Source organism: Mesorhizobium sp. M4B.F.Ca.ET.143.01.1.1, from assembly GCF_004792275.1.
Classification (GTDB): Bacteria; Pseudomonadota; Alphaproteobacteria; order Rhizobiales; family Rhizobiaceae; genus Mesorhizobium; species Mesorhizobium abyssinicae.
In genome coordinates this window covers 186,727-205,849 of record NZ_SRSR01000012.1, presented here as the reverse complement: position 1 = coordinate 205,849, position 19,123 = coordinate 186,727, and the positions used below count along the sequence as shown (strand labels likewise).

The 19,123-nt window shown below is 65.1% G+C and carries 22 protein-coding genes; 11 read left to right on the top strand and 11 right to left on the bottom strand.

The features are described 5' to 3' along the window. Window positions 1-184 precede the first annotated feature (184 nt). The 6 genes from EN786_RS26220 to EN786_RS26195 form a co-directional block, all read right to left on the bottom strand. A complete protein-coding gene (locus EN786_RS26220) occupies window positions 185-979 on the bottom strand; it encodes an SDR family oxidoreductase (RefSeq protein ID WP_127283248.1) in 795 nt (264 codons plus the stop codon). 31 nt (window positions 980-1,010) lie between these two features. After that, window positions 1,011-2,003: an inositol 2-dehydrogenase gene (gene iolG / locus EN786_RS26215; RefSeq protein WP_127312063.1), complete on the bottom strand. Its 993-nt coding sequence runs from the start codon at window positions 2,001-2,003 to the stop codon at window positions 1,011-1,013. A gap of 81 nt (window positions 2,004-2,084) precedes the next feature. Next, on the bottom strand, window positions 2,085-2,855 hold the full coding sequence (locus tag EN786_RS26210) for an ATP-binding cassette domain-containing protein (protein WP_127283246.1): 771 nt from the start codon (window positions 2,853-2,855) through the stop codon (window positions 2,085-2,087). 2 nt (window positions 2,856-2,857) lie between these two features. Then, window positions 2,858-3,934 carry an ABC transporter permease gene (locus EN786_RS26205; protein WP_127283245.1) on the bottom strand — a complete coding sequence of 359 codons (1,077 nt, stop codon included), beginning with the start codon at window positions 3,932-3,934 and terminating at the stop codon, window positions 2,858-2,860. A 168-nt stretch (window positions 3,935-4,102) separates the two neighbouring features. Beyond that, window positions 4,103-5,044 carry a sugar ABC transporter substrate-binding protein gene (locus EN786_RS26200; protein WP_127283244.1) on the bottom strand — a complete coding sequence of 314 codons (942 nt, stop codon included), beginning with the start codon at window positions 5,042-5,044 and terminating at the stop codon, window positions 4,103-4,105. 313 nt (window positions 5,045-5,357) lie between these two features. Beyond that, window positions 5,358-6,389 (bottom strand): LacI family DNA-binding transcriptional regulator, encoded by a 1,032-nt coding sequence (locus EN786_RS26195; protein WP_127283243.1) that lies wholly within the window; start codon window positions 6,387-6,389, stop codon window positions 5,358-5,360. A gap of 173 nt (window positions 6,390-6,562) precedes the next feature. Here EN786_RS26195 and EN786_RS26190 point away from each other — a divergent pair, with 173 nt between their 5' ends. The 4 genes from EN786_RS26190 to EN786_RS26175 all read left to right on the top strand — a co-directional run bounded on the left by EN786_RS26190 (window position 6,563) and on the right by EN786_RS26175 (window position 10,150). Then, on the top strand, window positions 6,563-7,666 hold the full coding sequence (locus EN786_RS26190; protein WP_189340329.1) for a fatty acid desaturase family protein: 1,104 nt from the start codon (window positions 6,563-6,565) through the stop codon (window positions 7,664-7,666). 78 nt (window positions 7,667-7,744) lie between these two features. After that, on the top strand, window positions 7,745-8,059 hold the full coding sequence (locus tag EN786_RS26185; RefSeq protein ID WP_127283242.1) for a MocE family 2Fe-2S type ferredoxin: 315 nt from the start codon (window positions 7,745-7,747) through the stop codon (window positions 8,057-8,059). A gap of 5 nt (window positions 8,060-8,064) precedes the next feature. Then, a complete protein-coding gene (locus EN786_RS26180) occupies window positions 8,065-9,294 on the top strand; it encodes an FAD-dependent oxidoreductase (protein ID WP_127309472.1) in 1,230 nt (409 codons plus the stop codon). Window positions 9,295-9,343: 49 nt separating this feature from the next. Then, on the top strand, window positions 9,344-10,150 hold the full coding sequence (locus EN786_RS26175; protein WP_127283240.1) for a 3-methyl-2-oxobutanoate hydroxymethyltransferase: 807 nt from the start codon (window positions 9,344-9,346) through the stop codon (window positions 10,148-10,150). A gap of 6 nt (window positions 10,151-10,156) precedes the next feature. Here the strand turns inward: EN786_RS26175 and EN786_RS26170 are convergent, their stop codons facing one another. From EN786_RS26170 to hslV, 5 genes are all read right to left on the bottom strand, one after another. Then, entirely contained in the window at window positions 10,157-11,116 is a 960-nt protein-coding gene (locus EN786_RS26170) for a DUF1402 family protein (protein WP_127283239.1), read from the bottom strand. Between the two features lie 326 nt (window positions 11,117-11,442). Beyond that, window positions 11,443-12,753, bottom strand: a complete 1,311-nt coding sequence (hslU, locus tag EN786_RS26165) for an ATP-dependent protease ATPase subunit HslU (protein WP_127283238.1) — start codon at window positions 12,751-12,753, stop codon at window positions 11,443-11,445. A gap of 4 nt (window positions 12,754-12,757) precedes the next feature. Continuing rightward, window positions 12,758-13,357, bottom strand: a complete 600-nt coding sequence (locus tag EN786_RS26160) for a DUF2585 domain-containing protein (RefSeq protein WP_127283237.1) — start codon at window positions 13,355-13,357, stop codon at window positions 12,758-12,760. A 4-nt stretch (window positions 13,358-13,361) separates the two neighbouring features. Further along, window positions 13,362-13,880 (bottom strand): GNAT family N-acetyltransferase, encoded by a 519-nt coding sequence (locus tag EN786_RS26155; RefSeq protein ID WP_127283236.1) that lies wholly within the window; start codon window positions 13,878-13,880, stop codon window positions 13,362-13,364. Window positions 13,881-13,930: 50 nt separating this feature from the next. Further along, window positions 13,931-14,482 (bottom strand): ATP-dependent protease subunit HslV, encoded by a 552-nt coding sequence (gene hslV, locus EN786_RS26150; RefSeq protein ID WP_127309474.1) that lies wholly within the window; start codon window positions 14,480-14,482, stop codon window positions 13,931-13,933. A 242-nt stretch (window positions 14,483-14,724) separates the two neighbouring features. Here hslV and hisB point away from each other — a divergent pair, with 242 nt between their 5' ends. From hisB to hisF, 7 genes are read left to right on the top strand one after another with little or no spacing between them, the layout of a single operon-like run. Beyond that, window positions 14,725-15,324, top strand: a complete 600-nt coding sequence (gene hisB / locus EN786_RS26145) for an imidazoleglycerol-phosphate dehydratase HisB (RefSeq protein ID WP_127283691.1) — start codon at window positions 14,725-14,727, stop codon at window positions 15,322-15,324. A gap of 3 nt (window positions 15,325-15,327) precedes the next feature. After that, window positions 15,328-15,804 (top strand): DUF2628 domain-containing protein, encoded by a 477-nt coding sequence (locus tag EN786_RS26140; protein ID WP_127283692.1) that lies wholly within the window; start codon window positions 15,328-15,330, stop codon window positions 15,802-15,804. Window position 15,805: 1 nt separating this feature from the next. Then, window positions 15,806-16,456, top strand: a complete 651-nt coding sequence (gene hisH, locus EN786_RS26135; RefSeq protein WP_127283693.1) for an imidazole glycerol phosphate synthase subunit HisH — start codon at window positions 15,806-15,808, stop codon at window positions 16,454-16,456. Further along, window positions 16,456-16,746, top strand: a complete 291-nt coding sequence (locus tag EN786_RS26130) for a DUF1330 domain-containing protein (RefSeq protein ID WP_127283694.1) — start codon at window positions 16,456-16,458, stop codon at window positions 16,744-16,746. The genes hisH and EN786_RS26130 overlap by 1 nt, the downstream gene beginning before the upstream one ends. A 2-nt stretch (window positions 16,747-16,748) precedes the next feature. Beyond that, a complete protein-coding gene (gene hisA, locus EN786_RS26125; RefSeq protein WP_127283695.1) occupies window positions 16,749-17,495 on the top strand; it encodes a 1-(5-phosphoribosyl)-5-[(5-phosphoribosylamino)methylideneamino]imidazole-4-carboxamide isomerase in 747 nt (248 codons plus the stop codon). Then, window positions 17,492-18,331, top strand: a complete 840-nt coding sequence (locus EN786_RS26120; RefSeq protein WP_127283696.1) for an arginase family protein — start codon at window positions 17,492-17,494, stop codon at window positions 18,329-18,331. Before hisA ends, EN786_RS26120 begins: the two co-directional genes overlap by 4 nt. After that, window positions 18,328-19,122 (top strand): imidazole glycerol phosphate synthase subunit HisF, encoded by a 795-nt coding sequence (hisF, locus tag EN786_RS26115; RefSeq protein ID WP_189340334.1) that lies wholly within the window; start codon window positions 18,328-18,330, stop codon window positions 19,120-19,122. Before EN786_RS26120 ends, hisF begins: the two co-directional genes overlap by 4 nt. Window position 19,123: the final 1 nt, after the last annotated feature.

Sequence of the window (19,123 nt, the reverse complement as noted above, 5' to 3'; positions counted from 1 at the left end):
TACAAAACGAAGCCGCTCGTCCATGATGCCAGTCTCTCGCCAAACCATCGCCGGGTCCTCCGGCGAGGGAGAAAACTGTCACCTATGCAATCGGTCCATTCTGTTACCTATCTATCCGGTTCGGACACCAGGCATTTCTCCCCGTATAGTGACGGGGAGAAAGGGCTGGCCGCAGCGCCGGCCCCTACTCGCCGACCACGCCGGCAATGTTCTGGTCGTAGTCGACCAGCGAGCCGGTCATCACACCGGCCTGCGGGCTGAGCATATAGGTGATCAGCCGGGCAAGCTGCGCCGGCTTGACCAGCTGGCCCATCGGCTGCGTGGCCTCGGCCTTTTCCAGCCAGTCGTCCGGGGCGTCGTGCCACTTCTTCTGCACGATCGCCTCGCCCTCGGTGTCCATCCAGCCCGGCAGCACCGCGTTGCAGCGGATGCGGTTCCTCCGATAGGAGCTGGCGACATTCTTGGTCAGCGTCATCAGCGCGCCCTTGCTGGTCGAATAGGGCGTCAGGAAGGACTGGCCGGCATGCGCCGACATCGACAGCACGTTGACGATCGAGCCCGGCGCCTTGCGGGCCAGAAGATGTGCGACCAGGCCCTGCATCAGGAAGAAGGGGCCGCGCACATTGGTGTCGAAGATCTGGTCGAAGACGTCCTCTGTCGTTTCGATCAGCGAGCCGCGGGCCGAGGTGGCGGCGGCGTTGACCAGCGCGTTCAGCGTGCCGAAATGCGCGATCGCCGTGTCGACGGCGCGCTTGCAGTCGGCGACCTTGGCGACGTCGGCGCTGATGAAGATGGCGTCGACGCCGCCCTTCTTCAGCGCCGCGACCGCCTTGTCGCCCTTCTCCTGCGAGCGGCCGACCAGCGCCAGCGCGCGGCAGCCCTCGTCGGCCAGCGCCTCGGCGACGGCGAAGCCGATGCCTTGCGCGCCGCCGGTGACGATGGCGCGCGTTTCCGAATTGCGACCGGCCAAACCGCTCATCGCTGTTCTCCTGTGTTCGAACTCAAAAAGCTCAGTCGACGCGAACAGTCTTGCCGGTCTTCGCCGATTTGAGCGCCGCGTCCGCAAGCTTCAGCGCCACAAGGCCGTCCGTTCCGCTTGGCGCCGCCTTCTTGCCTTTGGTTGCCGCGCCGATGAAGGCTGCGATCTCGTTGGCGTAGGCGTCGAGGTAGCGGGTCATGAAGAAGTCGTGCAGCGGCGGGCGCGTATAGCCCTTGTCGTTGGCGAGCTCGATCGACACCGGCCGCTGGTTCTCGGCGGCGACCATGCCCTTCGAGCCGTGCACCTCGATGCGCTGGTCGTAGCCATAGGTGGCGCGGCGCGAGTTGGAGATGACAGCCTGCTTGCCGGACGCGGTCTCGAGGATGACGCTGACCGAGTCGAAATCGCCGGCCTCGCCGATTTTTTTGTCCACAAGCACCGAAGCGTGTGCGCTCACCGCCACCGGCTCCTCGCCGAGCAGGAAGCGCGCCATGTCGAAATCGTGGATGGTCATGTCGCGGAAGATGCCGCCGGAGCGGGCGATGTAGTCGAGCGGCGGCGCGCCCGGATCGCGCGAGGTGATGGTGACCATCTCCACCGCGCCGATGGCGCCGTCGTCGATGGCCTTGCGCACGGCGGCGAAATGCGGGTCGAAGCGGCGGTTGAAGCCGACCATCAGCGTGGCGCCGGCCTTCTCGACCACGGCCAGGCACTTCTCGACGCGCTTGACGTCGAGATCGATCGGCTTCTCGCAGAAGATCGCCTTGCCGGCCTTGGCAAAGCGCTCGATGAGGTCGGCATGGGTGTCGGTCGGCGTGCAGATGATGACGGCGTCGATGTCCTTGGCCTTCTCGATGGCCTCGATGCTGCGCACTTCGGCACCATAGGCCGAGGCCAGGTCGCTCGCCGCCTTCTCGAAGGCGTCCGCCACGGCAACAAGTTTTGCATCGGGATTGGAGCCGACGGCGCGGGCGTGGACCTTGCCGATGCGGCCGGCGCCGAGAAGTGCGAAGCGGATAGTCATGAATTGTCCTTTGAGGGTGGTTCTAAAACATGTCCGCGCCTGTCTGGCGCGGACGATTGGTTGATCCCGTCGTGACGGCCGTCAGGCGGCCTGGAGCTCCGCCTGTCCGGTCTTGGCGCCGGTGATATAGGCGACAATGTCGTTGCCGTCAGTGTCCTGCTTGCGCAAATTGGCGACGATCTTGCCGCGCCGGAAGACGACGATACGGTCGACCAGATCGAACACCTGGCGCATGTTGTGGCTGATCAGGATCAGCGGCTCGCCATTTTCCTTCAGCGTGCGGATGATGTTTTCGACCTGTGCCGTCTCCTGCACGCCGAGCGCCGCCGTCGGCTCGTCCATGATGATCAGCTTGGAGGCGAAGGTCGCCGTGCGGGCGATCGCCACGCACTGGCGCTGGCCGCCCGACATGTGGCGAATGGTGCTGGAGAGGTTCGGGATCTTCACCGCGGTGCGGACCAGTGCGGCCTCGGTCGCCTTGCGCATGTACTTGCGATCCAGAATCGAGAACGGGCCGAGATTGAACAGCACCTTCTCGCGGCCGAGGAACAGGTTGGACGGCACGTCGAGATCGTCGGCAAGCGCGAGGTTCTGGAACACGGTTTCGATGCCCGCCTCGCGCGCCTCGATCGGCCCGGCGAAGCTCACCTCCTTGCCGTCGAACCAGACCTTGCCGTCGGTCCGCTGCTCGACGCCGGTGATCTGGCGCACGAAGGTCGACTTGCCGGCGCCGTTGTCGCCCATGATGGCGACATGCTCGCCCTTGCGCAGTTCGAAGTTGGCGCCTTCGAGAGCATGCACGCCGCCGTAGCGCTTGGTCAGGTTTTCGGTCTTGAGAACGATGTCCGACATGGTCAAGCTCCTATCGCGCGGCGACGCTGGCGCCATTGATCGAGAACCACCGCGCCGACGATGATCACGCCCTTGACCATCTCCTGGTAGTAGGCGTCGAGGCGCAGGAAGGTGAAGCCGGAGATGATGACGCCGAAGATCAGCGAGCCGATGACGGTGCCGATGATCGAGCCGCGGCCGCCCGACAGCGAGACACCCCCGATGACCGCCATGGCGATGGCGTCGAGCTCGTACATGACGCCCATGCCGGCCTGGGCGGTGAGGTTCTTGGAGCAGAGCACCACGGCGGCGAGCGAAGCGAGGATGCTGGCGATGACATAGACCAGCACCTTGTGGTTGGCGATCTTGATGCCCGACATGCGCGCGGCGTCCTCATTGGAGCCGATGGCGTAGCAGTGCTTGCCATACTTGGTGTAGGTCAGGATCAGCTGGAACAGGATCGCCAGCGAGATGAAGATGATGACCGGCATCAGGCCCTTGCCTATCGCCGCGAAGCTGTCGGTCGGAAACGAGATCGGCTGGCCCTTGGACCACCATTTGGCGATGCCGCGCGCGGTGACCATCATGCCGAGCGTGGCGATGAAGGGCGGGATGCGCGTGTAGGCGATCAGAAGGCCGTTGACCAGGCCGGCGATCAAGCCGCAGCCGATGGCGACCAGCACCGGCACGATGACCGGAAGGTCGGTCAAGCCATAGTCGATGAACATCGCCTTGGGGTTGGGATTGCCGTTGACGGTCGCCACCTGGGCGAAGCTCATGGCGATCATCGCGGTGGCGCCGACGACCGAGCCCGAGGACAGGTCGATGCCGCCGCAAATGATCACCTGCGTCACGCCGATGGCGATGATGCCGACGATCGACACCTGCAGGATGATGATCTGCAGGCGCTGCTCGTTGAAGATGGCATCGACATTGTCGCGGGTGTTGAACAGGAAGCTGTCACCGAGAAAGACCCGGCCGATCAGCTCGAAAGCGCCGACGAGGATGACGAGCGCCAGGAAAACGTTGAACTCGGCAGGCCATGCACGCTTCTTCGCATCGTAGGTCAGCCCGCCGACGCCATGGGATGTCTGTGCCACGTCTCTATCCTCCGTCGGCCGCATTCGCCCTCCCGCCCGCACGGGCGGGAGGAAACGAGGTGCGGCGCCGTTGCTCTGATCTGATGCGCCGCCCTATTTCTCTGTCGCAATTCCGGACGGAAAACCGTTTCACGCTTTTCCTGGAACTGCGCTAGTGAACGGCCTGCCTCAGTTCTTCTTCAGGAACTTGTCGATGTTGGCCGGCGTGACGAGCTGGAACGGCACATAGACCTTGTGCTCGACCTTCTCGCCCTTGGACAGCTTGAGCGCGGCATCGAGCGCGCCGGCGCCCTGGCCGGCGGCGTCCTGGAACACCGTCACGTCGAGATCGCCGGCCTGCATCGCGGCAAGCGCGTCCTGGGTGGCATCGACGCCGCCGACGACGACCGTCTTCATGTCGATGTTGGCCGCCTTCATCGCCTGGATGGCGCCGATGGCGCTTTCGTCGTTGTTGGCGATGACGCCGTCGAACGGCTTGCCGGTCGACAGCCAGTTGGTCATCAGGTTCTGCGCCTGGTCACGGTCCCAGTTCGAGGTCTGCTTGTCGATGATCTTGATGAAGCTGCACTCCGGCGTGGCGATCACTTCCTCGATGTCCTTGGTGCGCTGCACCGCGGCCTGGTTGGAAAGCTCGCCCATGATCACGTAGACGTTGGCCTCCTTCTTGCCGGCTTCGGTGAACAGGCGGCAGGCTTCCTTGGTTTCGAGCGTGCCGGAATCGGCTTCGTTCGAGGCGACGAAGGCCTGGTTTTCGGGCAGCGAGTCGACGTTGACCGGTTCGCGGTTGACGTAGACGAGCGGGATCTTGGCGGCGGCCGCCGCGTCGGACATCGCCTGCGTGGCCGAGGTGTCGACCGGGTTGACGATGATGGCGTCGACGCCCGAGGCGGCGAAGTTCTTGATCTGGTCGAGCTGCTTGGCGACGTCGTTCTGCGCGTCTTCGACCTGCAGCTCGACACCGTCCATGCCCTTGGCCTGCTCGATCATGCCGTTGCGCAGCACGGTGAGGAAGTTGTCGTCGAACTTGGCCATCGACACGCCAACCTTGGCGGCAAAGGCGGACGAACTCATCAGCGCCGCGAAAGCGACGCCCAAAAGCAGTTTCTTCATTGTATTTCTCCTCCACATGGTGTCCGGCTGCACCGATTTTTGCCCGGAATCCCCGATCTCCCGAGGAATCTCTCCCGCTTGCCATCTCGATTCCGGAGGGCGCCTCCCGCGTGATGGAACGCCAAGTCCTGTGTTTGAAACAGATGTTCCGGAACGAAAGAACCAAAATGCCTAGTTCATGAAATATTTATTCCATTTCTGGCGAAGGCGTCAAGGGCGAATCGAAAGCCGAGCGCCGGATTTTCGGTCCCGTCTGATAGATTCTATCATTTGCCGCGGCTGCCCGCGCCGGCGGGCGGATAGCCGGCCCCGGCTAGATGTTTTCCGGCAAATAGATGTCGAAGGGCAGGAAGGTCTGGCCCGGCGCGTTGGCGGCGCCGGCCTCGATGGCATGCGCCATCAGGTCGACAAGTTCGCGGCAGAGCGCGGCGAGCGGAGTGGAGATCACCATGGTCAATATGTTGTCGGCAAGCGCGGCGCGCGACACGGGCGTGATCTCATTGCAGACGACCGCCGGCATCTGCTTCGGCCGCGCTTCCCGCAGGCCCGAGACCGCGCCTTCCATGCCGCCGCCGGCGACATAGCAGCCGGCGAGATCGGGATGCCGCGCCAGGAGGTCGATCATCGCGTCGTGAGTGACCTGGTTTGCCTCGAGATTGACCAGCGTCTCCAGCACGGTGAACTCCGGCGCATGCTCGCGGAAGAAGGAGCGGAAGCCGATCTCGCGCAGTTCATGACCGTGGAAGCGGTGGCTGCCGACGAAAAGGGCGACCTTGCCGGGCTTCCTCGCCGCCTTGGCGATCATCCAGGCGGCGGTGCGGCCGACCTTGCGGTTGTCGAGCCCGACATAGCCCTCGCGGATGCCGGAGGCAAAATCGGAGAGCAGCGAAAAGACCGGCAGGCCCCTCGCCTTCAGCGCCTCGACGGCGGCGGTCAATGTCGGGTGATCGGGCCCGACCAGGGCGACGGCCCTCGATCTGGTCGCCAGCCTGCGCATCTCCGCGGCGATCTCGTCCGGCACCAGCGAACTGGTGAAGTCTACCGCCGCGGTGCCGCGAAAACGCTGCGACTGCGCGACCGCCAGTTCGAGCTCGCGGGCGAACTCGCCGTAGAAAAAGTCCTCGCGCCTGAGCAACAGGAAGCCGAGGCGATATTCCGGCAATTCCTGGCGCATGCGCTGCCGGATCAGCCCAGCCGCGTGGTAGCCGATATCGGTCGCCGCTTCGTAGACGCGGCGCGCGGTCTCCTCGCGAACCGGCAAGCGGTTGTTGAGCACGCGGTCGACGGTGGCGACGCTGACCCCGGAAATGCGCGCCAGATCGGTGATGGTCGGCCGTTTCGCCATGATGGTCCTCCGATAGCCTCCCTTCCTACACCAGCCTGATGGAAAATGATAGAAACTATCTTCATGATGTTGATCCTATCATTTGTTGCCGCTATTTTGAATTTCGACGCCTGCGATCCCAGGCTCGGCATTGGCCGGCAGGAGATCCGTGAGGCGTGGTGGAGGACCCCGGAATGGCGGAAGCATTGTCCGCGACGCCGTCGCGACGCGATTACAGCCTGGTGGGCCGCGACACGCAGCTGGCCGTCGACAACGGGCTGGCGGCGGCCGAGTGGTACCACACCGAAGTTCCCCGCAAGCAGATGAAGGAGCTGATGCAGCGTTCCGACGGACCGGCGCTGCGCGATACCATCATCTGGCTCGGCGCCCTGGTCGTCAGCGGCGCCGGCGGCGCCTGGTTCTGGGGCACGTGGTGGTGCGTGCCGTTCTTCTTCGTCTACGGCACGCTCTACGGCTCGTCGACCGACTCGCGCTGGCACGAATGCGGCCATGGCACCGCTTTCCGCACCCAGTGGATGAACGACGCGGTCTATCAGCTCGCCTGCTTCATGATCATGCGCAATCCGGTGACCTGGCGCTGGAGCCATACGCGCCACCACACCGACACCATCATCGTCGGCCGCGACCCGGAAATCGCCATCATGCGGCCGCCGGACCTCATCCGCGTCGTCCTCGCCTTCGTCGGCGTCCTCGACGGCTGGCATGCGATGAAGGACATGGTCCGTCATTCAGCCGGCATCATCAACGCCGAGGAAAGGACCTATGTTCCCGAGCAGGAGGTGCCAAGGGCGATCCTGATCGCGCGCATCTGGCTGGCGATCTACGCGGCGACGATCGCGCTGGCGCTCTACACGGGCTCGTTCCTGCCGCTGATGCTGGTCGGCCTGCCCCGTCTCTATGGCGCCTGGCACCATGTGCTGACCGGCATCCTGCAGCATGGCGGGCTGGCCGACAACGTCATCGACTACCGGCTGAACAGCCGCACCGTCTACATGAACCCGATCAGCCGGTTCATCTACTGGAACATGAACTACCATGTGGAGCACCACATGTTCCCGATGGTGCCCTATCACGCGCTGCCCAGGCTGCACGAGCTGATCAAGCACGACCTGCCGGCGCCGACGCCGTCGATCCTGGCCGGCTACCGCGAAGTGATCCCGGCCTTCCTGCGCCAGCTGCGCAACGAGGACTATTTCCTCAAGCGCGAGCTGCCGCCGACCGCCCGGCCCTATCGCGAGGAATTGCACAACGACAAGGCCGCCGCCGCGGCCGAGTGAGATCGCCCTAAAGCGCCAAGCCGCAGACAAGTGGGCGCCATGCAATGGCGGGCGCCAGGCAGAGTATCGGAGAGATCGATGAGCGACTGGATCGAGGCCTGCAAGGCCGATGACATCGACGAGGAAGACGTGAAGCGGTTCGACCATGGCGGCCGCACCTTCGCCATCTACCGCAGCCCCGACGACGAGTATTTCGCCACCGATGGGCTCTGCTCGCATGAGAAGGTGCACCTGGCCGACGGCCTGGTCATGGACGACATCATCGAATGCCCGAAGCACAATGGCCGCTTCAACTACAAGACCGGGGCGGCCAAGGGCGCGCCGGTCTGCGTCAACCTCAGGACCTATCCGGTCAAGGTCGACGCCGGCAAAGTCCTCATTCAGATCGGGTGAGGGAAATGCACGCGGGAATGGTGATCATCGGCGCCGGCGAATGCGGCGGACGGGCGGCGCTGACGCTGCGCGACCTGGGTTACGAGGGCCCGGTGACGCTGGTTGGCGACGAACCGCATCTGCCCTATGAGCGGCCGCCGCTGTCGAAAGAGGCGATGACCGGCCCGGCGCCGGCGATCAAATCGATCACCAGCGACGCGGTGCTGGCCGAACGCTCGATCCGGCATATCCATTCGGTCCGCGCCGTGGCGATCGACCGCGCAGAGCGTCTCGTGCGCCTGTCGGACGGTTCCTCGCTGCGCTACGACAAGCTTTTGCTGGCGACCGGCTCGCTGCCGCGCAAGCTGCCGATGCCGGGGCTGGGCGAACGCTGCGTCTATTTGAGGACCTTCAACGATGCGCTCGCCATTCGCGCGCATCTCAATCCGAAGAACCGCGTAGCCATCATCGGCGGCGGTTTCATCGGCCTCGAACTCGCCGCTTCGTCGCGCAAGCTCGGCGCCACCGTCACCGTCATCGAGGCGCAGCCGCGCATCCTGATGCGCGGCGTGCCGGCCGAGATCGCAGCGGTGATCCACAAGGCGCATGAGGCCGAAAGCGTGACCATCCTCGCCGGCCAGGGCATCGAAGCGGTCGCCGATGACGGCAAAGAGGTGCGCATCAGCCTTACCGGCGGACAGCAAATCGTCGCCGACCTGGCGGTGATCGGCATCGGCGCCGTGCCGGTGACCGGGCTTGCCGCGGAAGCCGGGCTGGCGGTCGACAATGGCATCGCTGTCGACGCCGAGCTGCGGACCGCCGACCCCGACATCTTCGCCGCCGGCGACTGCTGCTCGTTCCCGCTTGCCGCCTATGGCGGCCGCCGCGTGCGGCTGGAAGCCTGGCGCAACGCGCAGGAGCAGGGCGCGCTGGCGGCGAAAAACATGCTCGGCGCCGGCGAGGCGCATGCGGCGGTGCCGTGGTTCTGGTCGGATCAGTATGGACTAACGCTGCAGATCGCCGGGCTTTCCGACGAGGGCAGGAGCATGGTGCGGCGCGATCTCGACGACGGCGCGTTCATCCTGTTCCACCTGGCCGAGGACGGACGGCTGGTCGCCGCCAGCGGCATCGGTCCGGGCAATGCGGTGGCGCGCGACATCCGCCTGGCGGAGATGCTGATCGCCAAGCGCGCGGCGCCGGGATCCGAGGCGCTCGGCTCGCAAACGGTCAAGCTGAAATCGCTGCTGGCGGCGTGAGGCCTAGGGAAACTGCAAGCATCTCGCCGGCATGAGGGAGACCAAAAGGATGGCACGCAGCAGACCGACGGTCGCCGACCTGCAAGCGCTGAAGGGCAAGCGGCAGCTCTCCAAGCTGCGAGTATTCTCGCTGGACGAGGCGGAAGCCGCCGAACGCGCCGGCATCGACATGATCTCGGTCACCTATGAGCTGATCTTCGATCCGCGCTTTCGCGACGCCGCGCCGACCTGCTTTGCCATTCCTGGCGACGAGCAGGCGAAGATGGGCGCCACCACCGACGAGATCCTGCGCATGGCTGTGAAGCTGCGCGCCGCAAGCGCCGACGCCATGTACTGCTCGGCCAGCCTGCAGACGATCCGCCGCCTGCGCGACGAGCACATCCCGGTCTGCGGCCATGTCGGCCTGATCCCGGCGCATGCGACCTGGACCGGCGGCTTCAAGGCGGTCGGCAAGACCGCCGAAAGCGCCGCCTTCGTCTGGAAACAGGTCAAGGACCTCGAGGCGGCCGGCGCCTTCGCCGCCGAAATCGAGGTGGTGCCGGCCGAGGTCGCCAGCGCGATCTCGCGGCGCACGCCGCTGATCATGATCTCGATGGGCGCCGGCGCCGGCTGCGATGCGCAATACCTGTTCTCGGAAGACGTGCTCGGCACCAATCGCGGCCGCTATCCGCGCCACGCCAAGCGTTACCGCGACCTCGCGGCGGAGTTCGACCGCATCCAGAACGAGCGCATCGCCGCGTTTAGCGAATATGCCGACGACATCCGGTCGGGCGCCTATCCGGAACCGCGCCACATGGTCGAGGCGGACGCCGGGGAATTGCGCAAATTCGAGGCGTTTCTCGACGCGGAAGGCTAAAGGGCGCTAGAACAGCGCCTTCAGCTCGTCCAGCTTGTCGTTGACCAGCCAGCCGTAATAGTTTTCTTCGGGCAGCTTTTCCGGCTCGCCCGCAGCGCGGCGCTTGTCGTTCTCGGCCTTCAAGGCAGAGGCGCGCTGCTCGGGATTGCCGACATTGTAGAGCGTTGCGGTGAGCCCGGGATTGTCGGAGATGTCGAAGCCGGCAATGTTCTTATAAGCATCGATCGACGTCCTGATCGTCGCCGCGACATAGGCCAGCGTCAGGTCCGGATCCATGATGGTCTTGTAGACCGTGTTCGGATCGCCGACGTCGAGCTTCGGCAGTCCGGAAACCTTGTGCACGAGATCGCTCATCTGCAGCGCGGTCAGCGGATTGAGCTGGCCGAGGCCGAAGGTCTGGCCGGCATAGTAGGGCTGGAAGAAGGTGGCGCCGAACCGGTCGTTGGGGAAGCTTGTGCCGCCAACGCTTTTGCCGCGGAAAGAATGGTTCCAGACCTGCTCGCGGCACTCCCACAGATCGTAGCTGTCGGTCATGCCGGCGCATTTCTTGAATTCGGGGCGCTGGACGAAATCGCTGATGTCCTCGCCGTCATAGGCGAAGGAGAGCTTGCTCGACAGGTAGGAGATCGCCTTGACGTAATAGGTCTGCAGCCGGTCGTAGGCGTCGACATTGTAGGTATGCTCGCCGACGATGGCGCCGACGATGTGCATCGGGTCGATGCCGTAGGCGGCGGCCTCCTTGCTGATCTTGGCGCGCAGATCGGCGTCGCTCTTCAGCAGCGCGTAGACCTTGCGGTACTTGGCCTGGAAGGTGGTGTTGGTGGCTTGTGTGCGCCGGCTGGAGGCGCCCGGTATGTCGGGCTGGACCGCGTTGCGGTTTCCCGGCGGCACCAGGGTCCGCGCGTCGGCAATAGAAACAGCCGCCGCCATAGCCAGGCCGAGAAGGAGAAGAAGCCGTTTTTTCATACGCCGCCGCCCGTCAAGGCGCACGGCCGGAGCGATCCGGCAACGCGCCTTAAGTGTTGTCTTCCATGCGCCTCCCAAACCGCTCGCCAGTCTGGGGCACGCCCGAGTCGCCGGGCAAACTAGGTAAAGCAGGAGGGAGAGTCGAGAGAAGCCCGCCTGCCGCCGGGGCGAAAGCCGGCCGGTTGCTTCCATTTGGCCACACCCCGCCCGCCGCACCGGGCAAGCCTTACCGGCCCGCCCGAAGCCGGAACCCTGCCCAGCATCGGGTTCCTTGCTGATGCATATCGTTGTCCCAAAACCGCTGCGCACTTTTGGGCGACATGCATTTACAGGATGAATCTGGACAAATCCGTGTTCCTCGAGAGGTCGCCGACATGCTTTTGCACATAGGCGGCGTCGATGGTGACGGTTGTGCCGTTGCGGTCCGGCGCGTCGTAGGAGATCTCGTCGAGCACCCGCTCCATCACCGTCTGCAGGCGGCGTGCGCCGATATTCTCGACGCTGGCGTTGAGATCGACGGCAATGCCGGCCAGCGAATCGATGGCATCGTCGGTGAAGGTCAGCTCGACCCCTTCCGTCTTCATCAGCGCGACATACTGCTTGATCAGGCTCGCCTCGGTCTCGGTGAGGATGCGGACGAAGTCCTCCTTCTCCAGCGCGCGCAGCTCGACGCGGATCGGCAGGCGGCCCTGCAGTTCCGGCAAAAGGTCGGACGGCTTCGACACATGGAAGGCGCCGGAGGCGATGAACAGGATATGGTCGGTCTTTACCGGGCCGTACTTCGTCGCGACCGTCGTGCCTTCGACCAGCGGCAGCAGGTCGCGCTGCACGCCTTCGCGCGACGGGCCGCCCGAAATGTCTGACCTGGCGGCGATCTTGTCGATCTCGTCGAGGAAGACGATGCCGTCATTTTCCGTCGCGTCGAGCGCCCGGCGGATCACCTCGTCCTGGTCGAGCAGCTTGTCGGACTCGTCGTTGACCAGCAGCGCGTAGGAATCGCGCACCGTGGTCTTGCGGCTCTTGGTCTTGCGGCCGCCCATCGCCTTCGACAGCATATCGTTGATGTTGAGCACGCCGATATTGCCGCCCGGCATGCCGGGTATCTCGAAGCCGGGCATGCCGCCGGTGCCGGTGTCGGCGACTTCGATCTCGATCTCCTTGTCGTCGAGCTCGCCCTCGCGCAGCTTCTTGCGGAAACTATCGCGCGTGGCCGGGCTCGCCGTCTTGCCGACCAGGGCCTCCAGCACGCGTTCCTCGGCATTGATCTGGGCGCGCGCCGCGACGTCCTCGCGCATCTTCTCGCGCGCCAGGCCGATGGCGACCTCGACCAGGTCGCGCACGATCTGCTCGACGTCGCGGCCGACATAGCCGACCTCGGTGAACTTGGTCGCCTCGACCTTGACGAAGGGCGCGCCGGCGAGGCGAGCCAGGCGGCGCGAGATCTCGGTCTTGCCGACGCCGGTCGGGCCGATCATCAGGATGTTCTTCGGCATCACCTCCTCGCGCATCTGGCCTTGCAACTGCTGGCGGCGCCAGCGGTTGCGCAGCGCAATGGCCACGGCGCGCTTGGCGTCCTTCTGGCCGATGATGAAGCGGTCGAGTTCCGAAACGATTTCGCGGGGGGAGAATGTGCTCATGTCACTAAATTCCACTTTGCCACTGCTTGATGGACTCGAACGGATGCAGCAGCATGATCACGTTGAGCGTCAGATTGTCCCGGATGATGTAGCCCGTGCCGAGCTCGAAGATGAGGGCGAGGGCGACGACCACCCATATAGGAAGCTTTCGCGCCATCACAAATCCCAGAACCATGGCCAGCGTGTCGGACACCGAATTGATGATCGAGTCGCCGTAATAATCGAGCGAGATCGTGCCGGCGCGGTAGCGCTCGATGATGAAAGGGCTGTTCTCGAGCAGTTCCCAGCCGCCTTCGATGAGGACGGCGAAGGCGAGCCTGAGCCCGATCGGCGAGCGCGGAAAGAGAAAGCGCGCCAGCGCGTAGAACAGGAAGCCATGGATGATGTGCGAGGGCGTGTACCAGTCGGAAATGTGCTGCGAGTTTTCCGAGCTCAGCACCACGCCGTGCCAGAGTTTCACGTAGCCGCAGGTGCAGATCGGAGGATGGCCCATGCCGTAAAGCGCGCCGGCCTGGAAGATGAGCAAAGCCAGCACGAGCAGCAGCCCCATGCGCCAGCTGTCCTCATAGGCCGAATAGCTGTTGTCGTCGCCCGTCGCGTTCATTTGGTCAGCCCCCCTCTTCCGTGCCGGCCGCATCGACGGCCATCAGCACGACGTCCCCATATTGCGATTGTCTGCGGCCGATGGCCCTGAAGCCGGCCTTCTCATAGGCGCGAATGGCGCGGCCATTGTCCGGATGCGGATCGATGATGACGCGCGGCGCCCCTTCCTCGAAAAGCTGCTCGACGAACTGCCGCACGATGGCCGAGCCGTGGCCGACGCCGACCAGCTCGGCCCGACCGATCGACAGGTCGATGCCCAGCGTGCCGAACGGCTGGTCGGCATAGGGATGATCGTCCTCCAGATGCGGATCGTAGCTCTGCAGATAGGCGATCGGGCTGCCGTCGAGCTCGACGATCAGCGGCTCGACCGAAACCGAGTCGATGTGCTCGCGGATCTCGGCGATCTCTTTTTGCGGATCGTCCCACCATTCGGCGACATGCGGCTCGGCCAGCCAGCCGGCGATCATCGGCAGGTCTTTTTCGGTCACCGGCCGAAAATCGTAGCTGTGCTCTTGATTGGCCATGATCTTATCCGAAAACCGGGTCCCACTTTTCGGGATCATGGTCGATTGCCTCAGGCGGCATCGAGCGTTTCGACGACAAAATTGCTGTTGGTGTAGACGCAGATGTCGGCCGCGATCTGCATCGCCTTGCGGGCGATCTCCTCGGCGTCCTTGTCGGTGTCCATCAGCGCGCGGGCGGCGGCCAGCGCGTAGTTGCCGCCGGAGCCGATGGCCATGACGCCATGTTCGGGCTCGAGCACGTCGCCGGTGCCGGTCAACGCCAGCGAGACCGATTTGTCGGCAACCAGCATCATGGCTTCCAGCCGGCGCAGGTAGCGGTCGGTGCGCCAGTCCTTGGCGAGTTCGACGCAGGCCCGCGTCAACTGATCGGGATATTGCTCGAGCTTGGCTTCGAGCCGCTCCAGAAGGGTGAAGGCATCGGCGGTGGCGCCGGCGAAACCGGCGATGACATTGCCACCCTTGCCGATGCGGCGCACCTTCTTGGCATTGCCCTTCATGATGGTCTGGCCGAGGCTGACCTGGCCGTCGCCGGCGATCACGACCTTGCTGCCCTTGCGCACGGTGACGATGGTCGTGGCGTGCATGGTCAGTTCATTCGACATTTTCTGCTCCGATTCGCGCGATCCCAATGAGGCGATTGGCGCGGTACGAGGGACTTTGATCGGCCATATGTATGCATGGGGTGGGCGATTGCAAACGACATGCCGGCCAGCCCGATACCCTATGGGAATGGCAACTGGCAATCGCCGGATCATGCTGCTAGAAGGCTCTCGATTTCAAGCATATGGGCGTTTGCGGCCTGTGCGCTCCCGCACGCCATGAACCTCCCGGACAAGGATAGATCATGCCGACGCGTTCCGCCGAAGCCAGCCGCAAGACCAAGGAAACCGACATCTCGGTGTCGGTCCATGTCGACGGCACCGGCAAGTCCGACATTGCGACGGGCGTCGGCTTCTTCGACCATATGCTCGACCAGTTGTCGCGTCATTCGCTGATCGACATGACGGTGAAGGCAAAGGGCGACCTCCACATAGACGACCACCACACGGTCGAGGACACCGGCATCGCGCTCGGCCAGGCGCTGGCCAAGGCGCTCGGCGAGCGGCGCGGCATCATGCGCTATGCCTCGATCGACCTCGCCATGGACGAGACGCTGACCAGAGCGGCAATCGACGTCTCCGGCCGGCCGTTCCTGGTCTGGAACGTCTCCTTCTCGTCGCCCAAGATCGGCACGTTCGACACCGAGCTGGTGCGCGAGTTCTTCCAGGCGCTGGCGCAGAACGCCGGCATCACGCTGCATGTGACCAATCATTACGGCGCCAACAACCACCACATCGCCGAGACCTGCTTCAAGGCGGTGGCGCGGGCGCTGCGTTCCGCGCTCGAGCGCGATCCGCGCCAGCCGGACGCGGTTCCGTCCACCAAGGGATCTTTGAAGGGATAGGCGATGGCCATCTATGTCGTGATGGAGCCGCCGGGCCGCGGTGAACGATCCGATGGAACGGTCTTTGTCCGCGACGGTTTCGCCTGGCTGGGCTTCCTCGTGCCGCCGCTGTGGCTCGCCTGGAACCGGCTGTGGATCGAGGCGGCGCTGACCTTCGTCGTCATGGCCATCCTGTCGATGCTTGGCGAGAAGCTTGGACTTGCCTGGGCGGGCTCGGCCCTGTCGCTGCTGGTCTCGCTCTATGTCGGGCTGGAAGGGCAAGGGCTGCGCATCGCGGCGCTACGCCGCCGCGGCTGGCACGAATGGGGCGTCGTCGAGGCCGACAGGCTGGACGGCGCCGAGACGCGTCATGCGCTGGAGACCGACGTGCCGCCAGGCGAGCAGCCGCCCGTGCCGCGCATCGTGCCCGACGCCAATCTGGCACGGCCGGCGCAGACCGGTATGGCTCTGGGGCTCACCCACACGCCGGGAAGGCCCTGACATGCGGGTTGCGATCATCGATTACGGGTCGGGCAATCTGCGCTCGGCCACCAAGGCCTTCGAGCGCGCCGCGCGCGAGGCGGGCATTGCCGCGACAATCGAGCTCACCGCCGATGCCGAGCGGGTCCGCACCGCCGACCGCATCGTGCTGCCCGGCGTCGGCGCTTATGCCGACTGCGCGGCCGGCCTCAAGGCCGTCAGCGGCATGTGGGACGCGGTGGAAGAGGTGGCGATCGTCAAGGGCCGGCCGTTCCTCGGCATCTGCGTCGGCATGCAGCTGATGTCGGAACGCGGGCTGGAAAAGACCGTCACCAAGGGCTTCGGCTGGATCGCCGGCGACATCAAGGAGATCACGCCCGCCGATGCGGCGCTGAAGATCCCGCAGATCGGCTGGAACACGATCGAGCTCACGCGCAAGCATCCGGTATTCTCGGGCATCGAGACCGGGCCGAAGGGACTGCACGCCTATTTCGTCCATTCCTATCATCTGGAGGCCACGAAGCCGGACGAGGTGCTGGCGGTCGCCGACTATGGCGGGCCGGTGACGGCGGCTGTCGCGCGCGACAACCTGGTCGGCACGCAGTTCCATCCCGAAAAGAGCCAGGCCCTCGGCCTCGCCCTGATCACCAATTTCCTGCGCTGGAGGCCTTGATGAGCAAGAAGGGCTACTGGATCGCGCTGATCGACGTCCGCGATCCCGAGATCTACAAGCAATATATCGAGGCCAACGCTGTGGCATTCGCCAAATACGGTGCGAAATTCCCCGTGCGGGCCGGACGCTACACCAACCCGGAAGGGCCGACGGGCAATCGCCATGTCGTGGTCGAGTTCGAGTCCTACGAAACGGCGATCGCCTGCTACGAATCGCCGGAATACCAAGCGGCCTCGAAATATAGGCTTACCGCCTCGACCGGCCACTTTGTCATCGTCGAGGGCGCCTGACCGTGATCCTGTTTCCCGCGATCGATCTCAAGGACGGCAAATGCGTGCGCCTGAAGCACGGCGACATGGCCACGGCCACCATCTACAACGATGACCCGGCGGCCCAGGCCAAGGCCTTCGAGGAACAGGGCTTCGAGTGGCTGCACGTGGTCGACCTCAACGGCGCCTTCAAGGGCCAGAGCGTCAACAGCGCGGCTGTCGGCGCCATCCTCAAGGCAACCGCGAACCCGGTGCAGCTCGGCGGCGGCATCCGCACGCTGGAGCAGATCGAGGACTGGCTCGACCGTGGCCTGGCACGCGTCATCCTCGGCACCGTGGCGGTGCGCGACCCCGACCTCGTCAAGCAGGCCTGCAAGACCTTTCCGGGCAAGATCGCCGTCGGTATCGACGCCAAGGGCGGCAAGGTCGCGGTCGAGGGCTGGGCCGAAGCGTCCAGCCTCGGCGTCGTCGAGCTGGCGCAGAAATTCGAAGGCGCCGGCGTCGCCGCCATCATCTACACCGATATCGACCGCGACGGCGTGCTGACCGGGATCAACTGGGATTCGACGATCGACCTCGCCGAGGCGGTGTCGATTCCGGTGATCGCCTCGGGCGGCCTGGCCTCGATCGCCGACATCGTGCGCATGACCATGCCTGACGCGCAGAGGCTCGAAGGCGCCATTTCCGGCCGCGCGCTCTATGACGGGCGCATCGACCCGGCCGAGGCGCTGGCGATCCTGCGCGGCGAGGGCATGGAGGCAAGGCCGTGAAGGTCTCGATCATCCTGGCGTCCTACGACAGCGGCCACTATCACGGCGGCTGCGGCCAGGGTCCGGACGCGCTGATGGCCGGCGGCCTGGCCGACGCGCTCAAGCTTGCCGGCCACGACATCGACGTCCACGACATCGGCAGGGTGAGCGACGACGAGCAGGCGCGCGAGATCGCGACCGGCTTCGCCGTCTGCAACGCCGTCTCGGGCGAGGTGCGCATCGCCCTCGACAATGGACGGTTTCCCGTCGTGCTCGCCGGTAACTGCCTGAGCAGCGCAGGCGCCGTGGCCGGCCAAGGCTCCGACGCCATCATCTGGGCCGACCAGCATGGCGACATCAACACGCCGGACACTTCCACCTCGGGATTTCTCGACGGCATGGCGCTGGCGACGGTACTGGGCCTCTGCTGGCGGCCGATGACGGCGCAGATCCCCGGCTTCAAGCCGATCGATCCCGCCCGTGCGGTGCTCGTCAATGCGCGCGACCTCGACCCGGCGGAAAAAGACCGTCTGGAAAAGCTCCCCGTGATCCGGGCGGAATGTCCGGGCTGGGCCGGGGCGGCCGAAAAGCTGAAGGCCGCCGGCGCAAGCCGTGTCCACATGCATATCGACCTCGACGTGCACGATCCCGAAGAGCTGCAGGCGAACCGCTTCGCGACGCCCGGCGGTCCCGCTCCGGAGCAGGTGCGCCGCGCCATGTGCGGCATGGCCGGCCTGCTGCCCGTCGCCGGCCTCACCATCTCCGCCTATGATCCGGCCTTCGATGCCAAGGGCGAGGTGCCGCCGCTGGTCGGTGAACTGCTGGTCGACCTGCTGGCGACATTGGAGAAGAGCTGATGCTGAAGGCACGCGTCATTCCTTGCCTCGACGTCAAGAACGGCCGCGTCGTCAAGGGCGTCAACTTCGTCGACCTCATCGATGCCGGCGATCCGGTCGAGGCGGCCAAGGCCTATGACGCGGCCGGCGCCGACGAGCTCTGCTTCCTCGACATCACCGCCTCGTCGGACAACCGCGAGACCATCTTCGACGTCGTCGCCCGCACCGCCGAGCAATGCTTCATGCCGCTCACCGTCGGCGGCGGCGTGCGCCAGGTGGCCGACATAAGAAGGCTGCTTCTGGCCGGCGCCGACAAGGTGTCGATCAACACGGCAGCGGTGAAGAATCCCGATTTCGTCGCGGAAGCGGCCGACAAGTTCGGCAACCAGTGCATCGTGGTGGCCATCGACGCCAAGAAGGTCTCGGGCGCCGGCGAGGCCGACCGCTGGGAGATCTTCACCCATGGCGGGCGCGAGAAGACCGGCATCGACGCCGTCGAATTCGCCGGGCGGATGGTCGATCGCGGCGCCGGCGAGATCTTGCTTACCTCGATGGACCGCGACGGCACCAAGGCCGGCTACGACATCGCGCTGACGCGCGCGATCGCGGACGCGGTGCGCGCGCCGGTCATCGCCTCCGGCGGCGTCGGCACGCTCGACCATCTGGTGGAAGGCATCCGCGACGGCCATGCCGGTGCGGTGCTTGCCGCCTCGATCTTCCATTTCGGCACCTACACCATCGCCGAGGCCAAGGCGCATATGGCCGCTGCCGGGCTGCCGATGCGGCTGGACTCGCCGGTTCAACGGGCTTAAA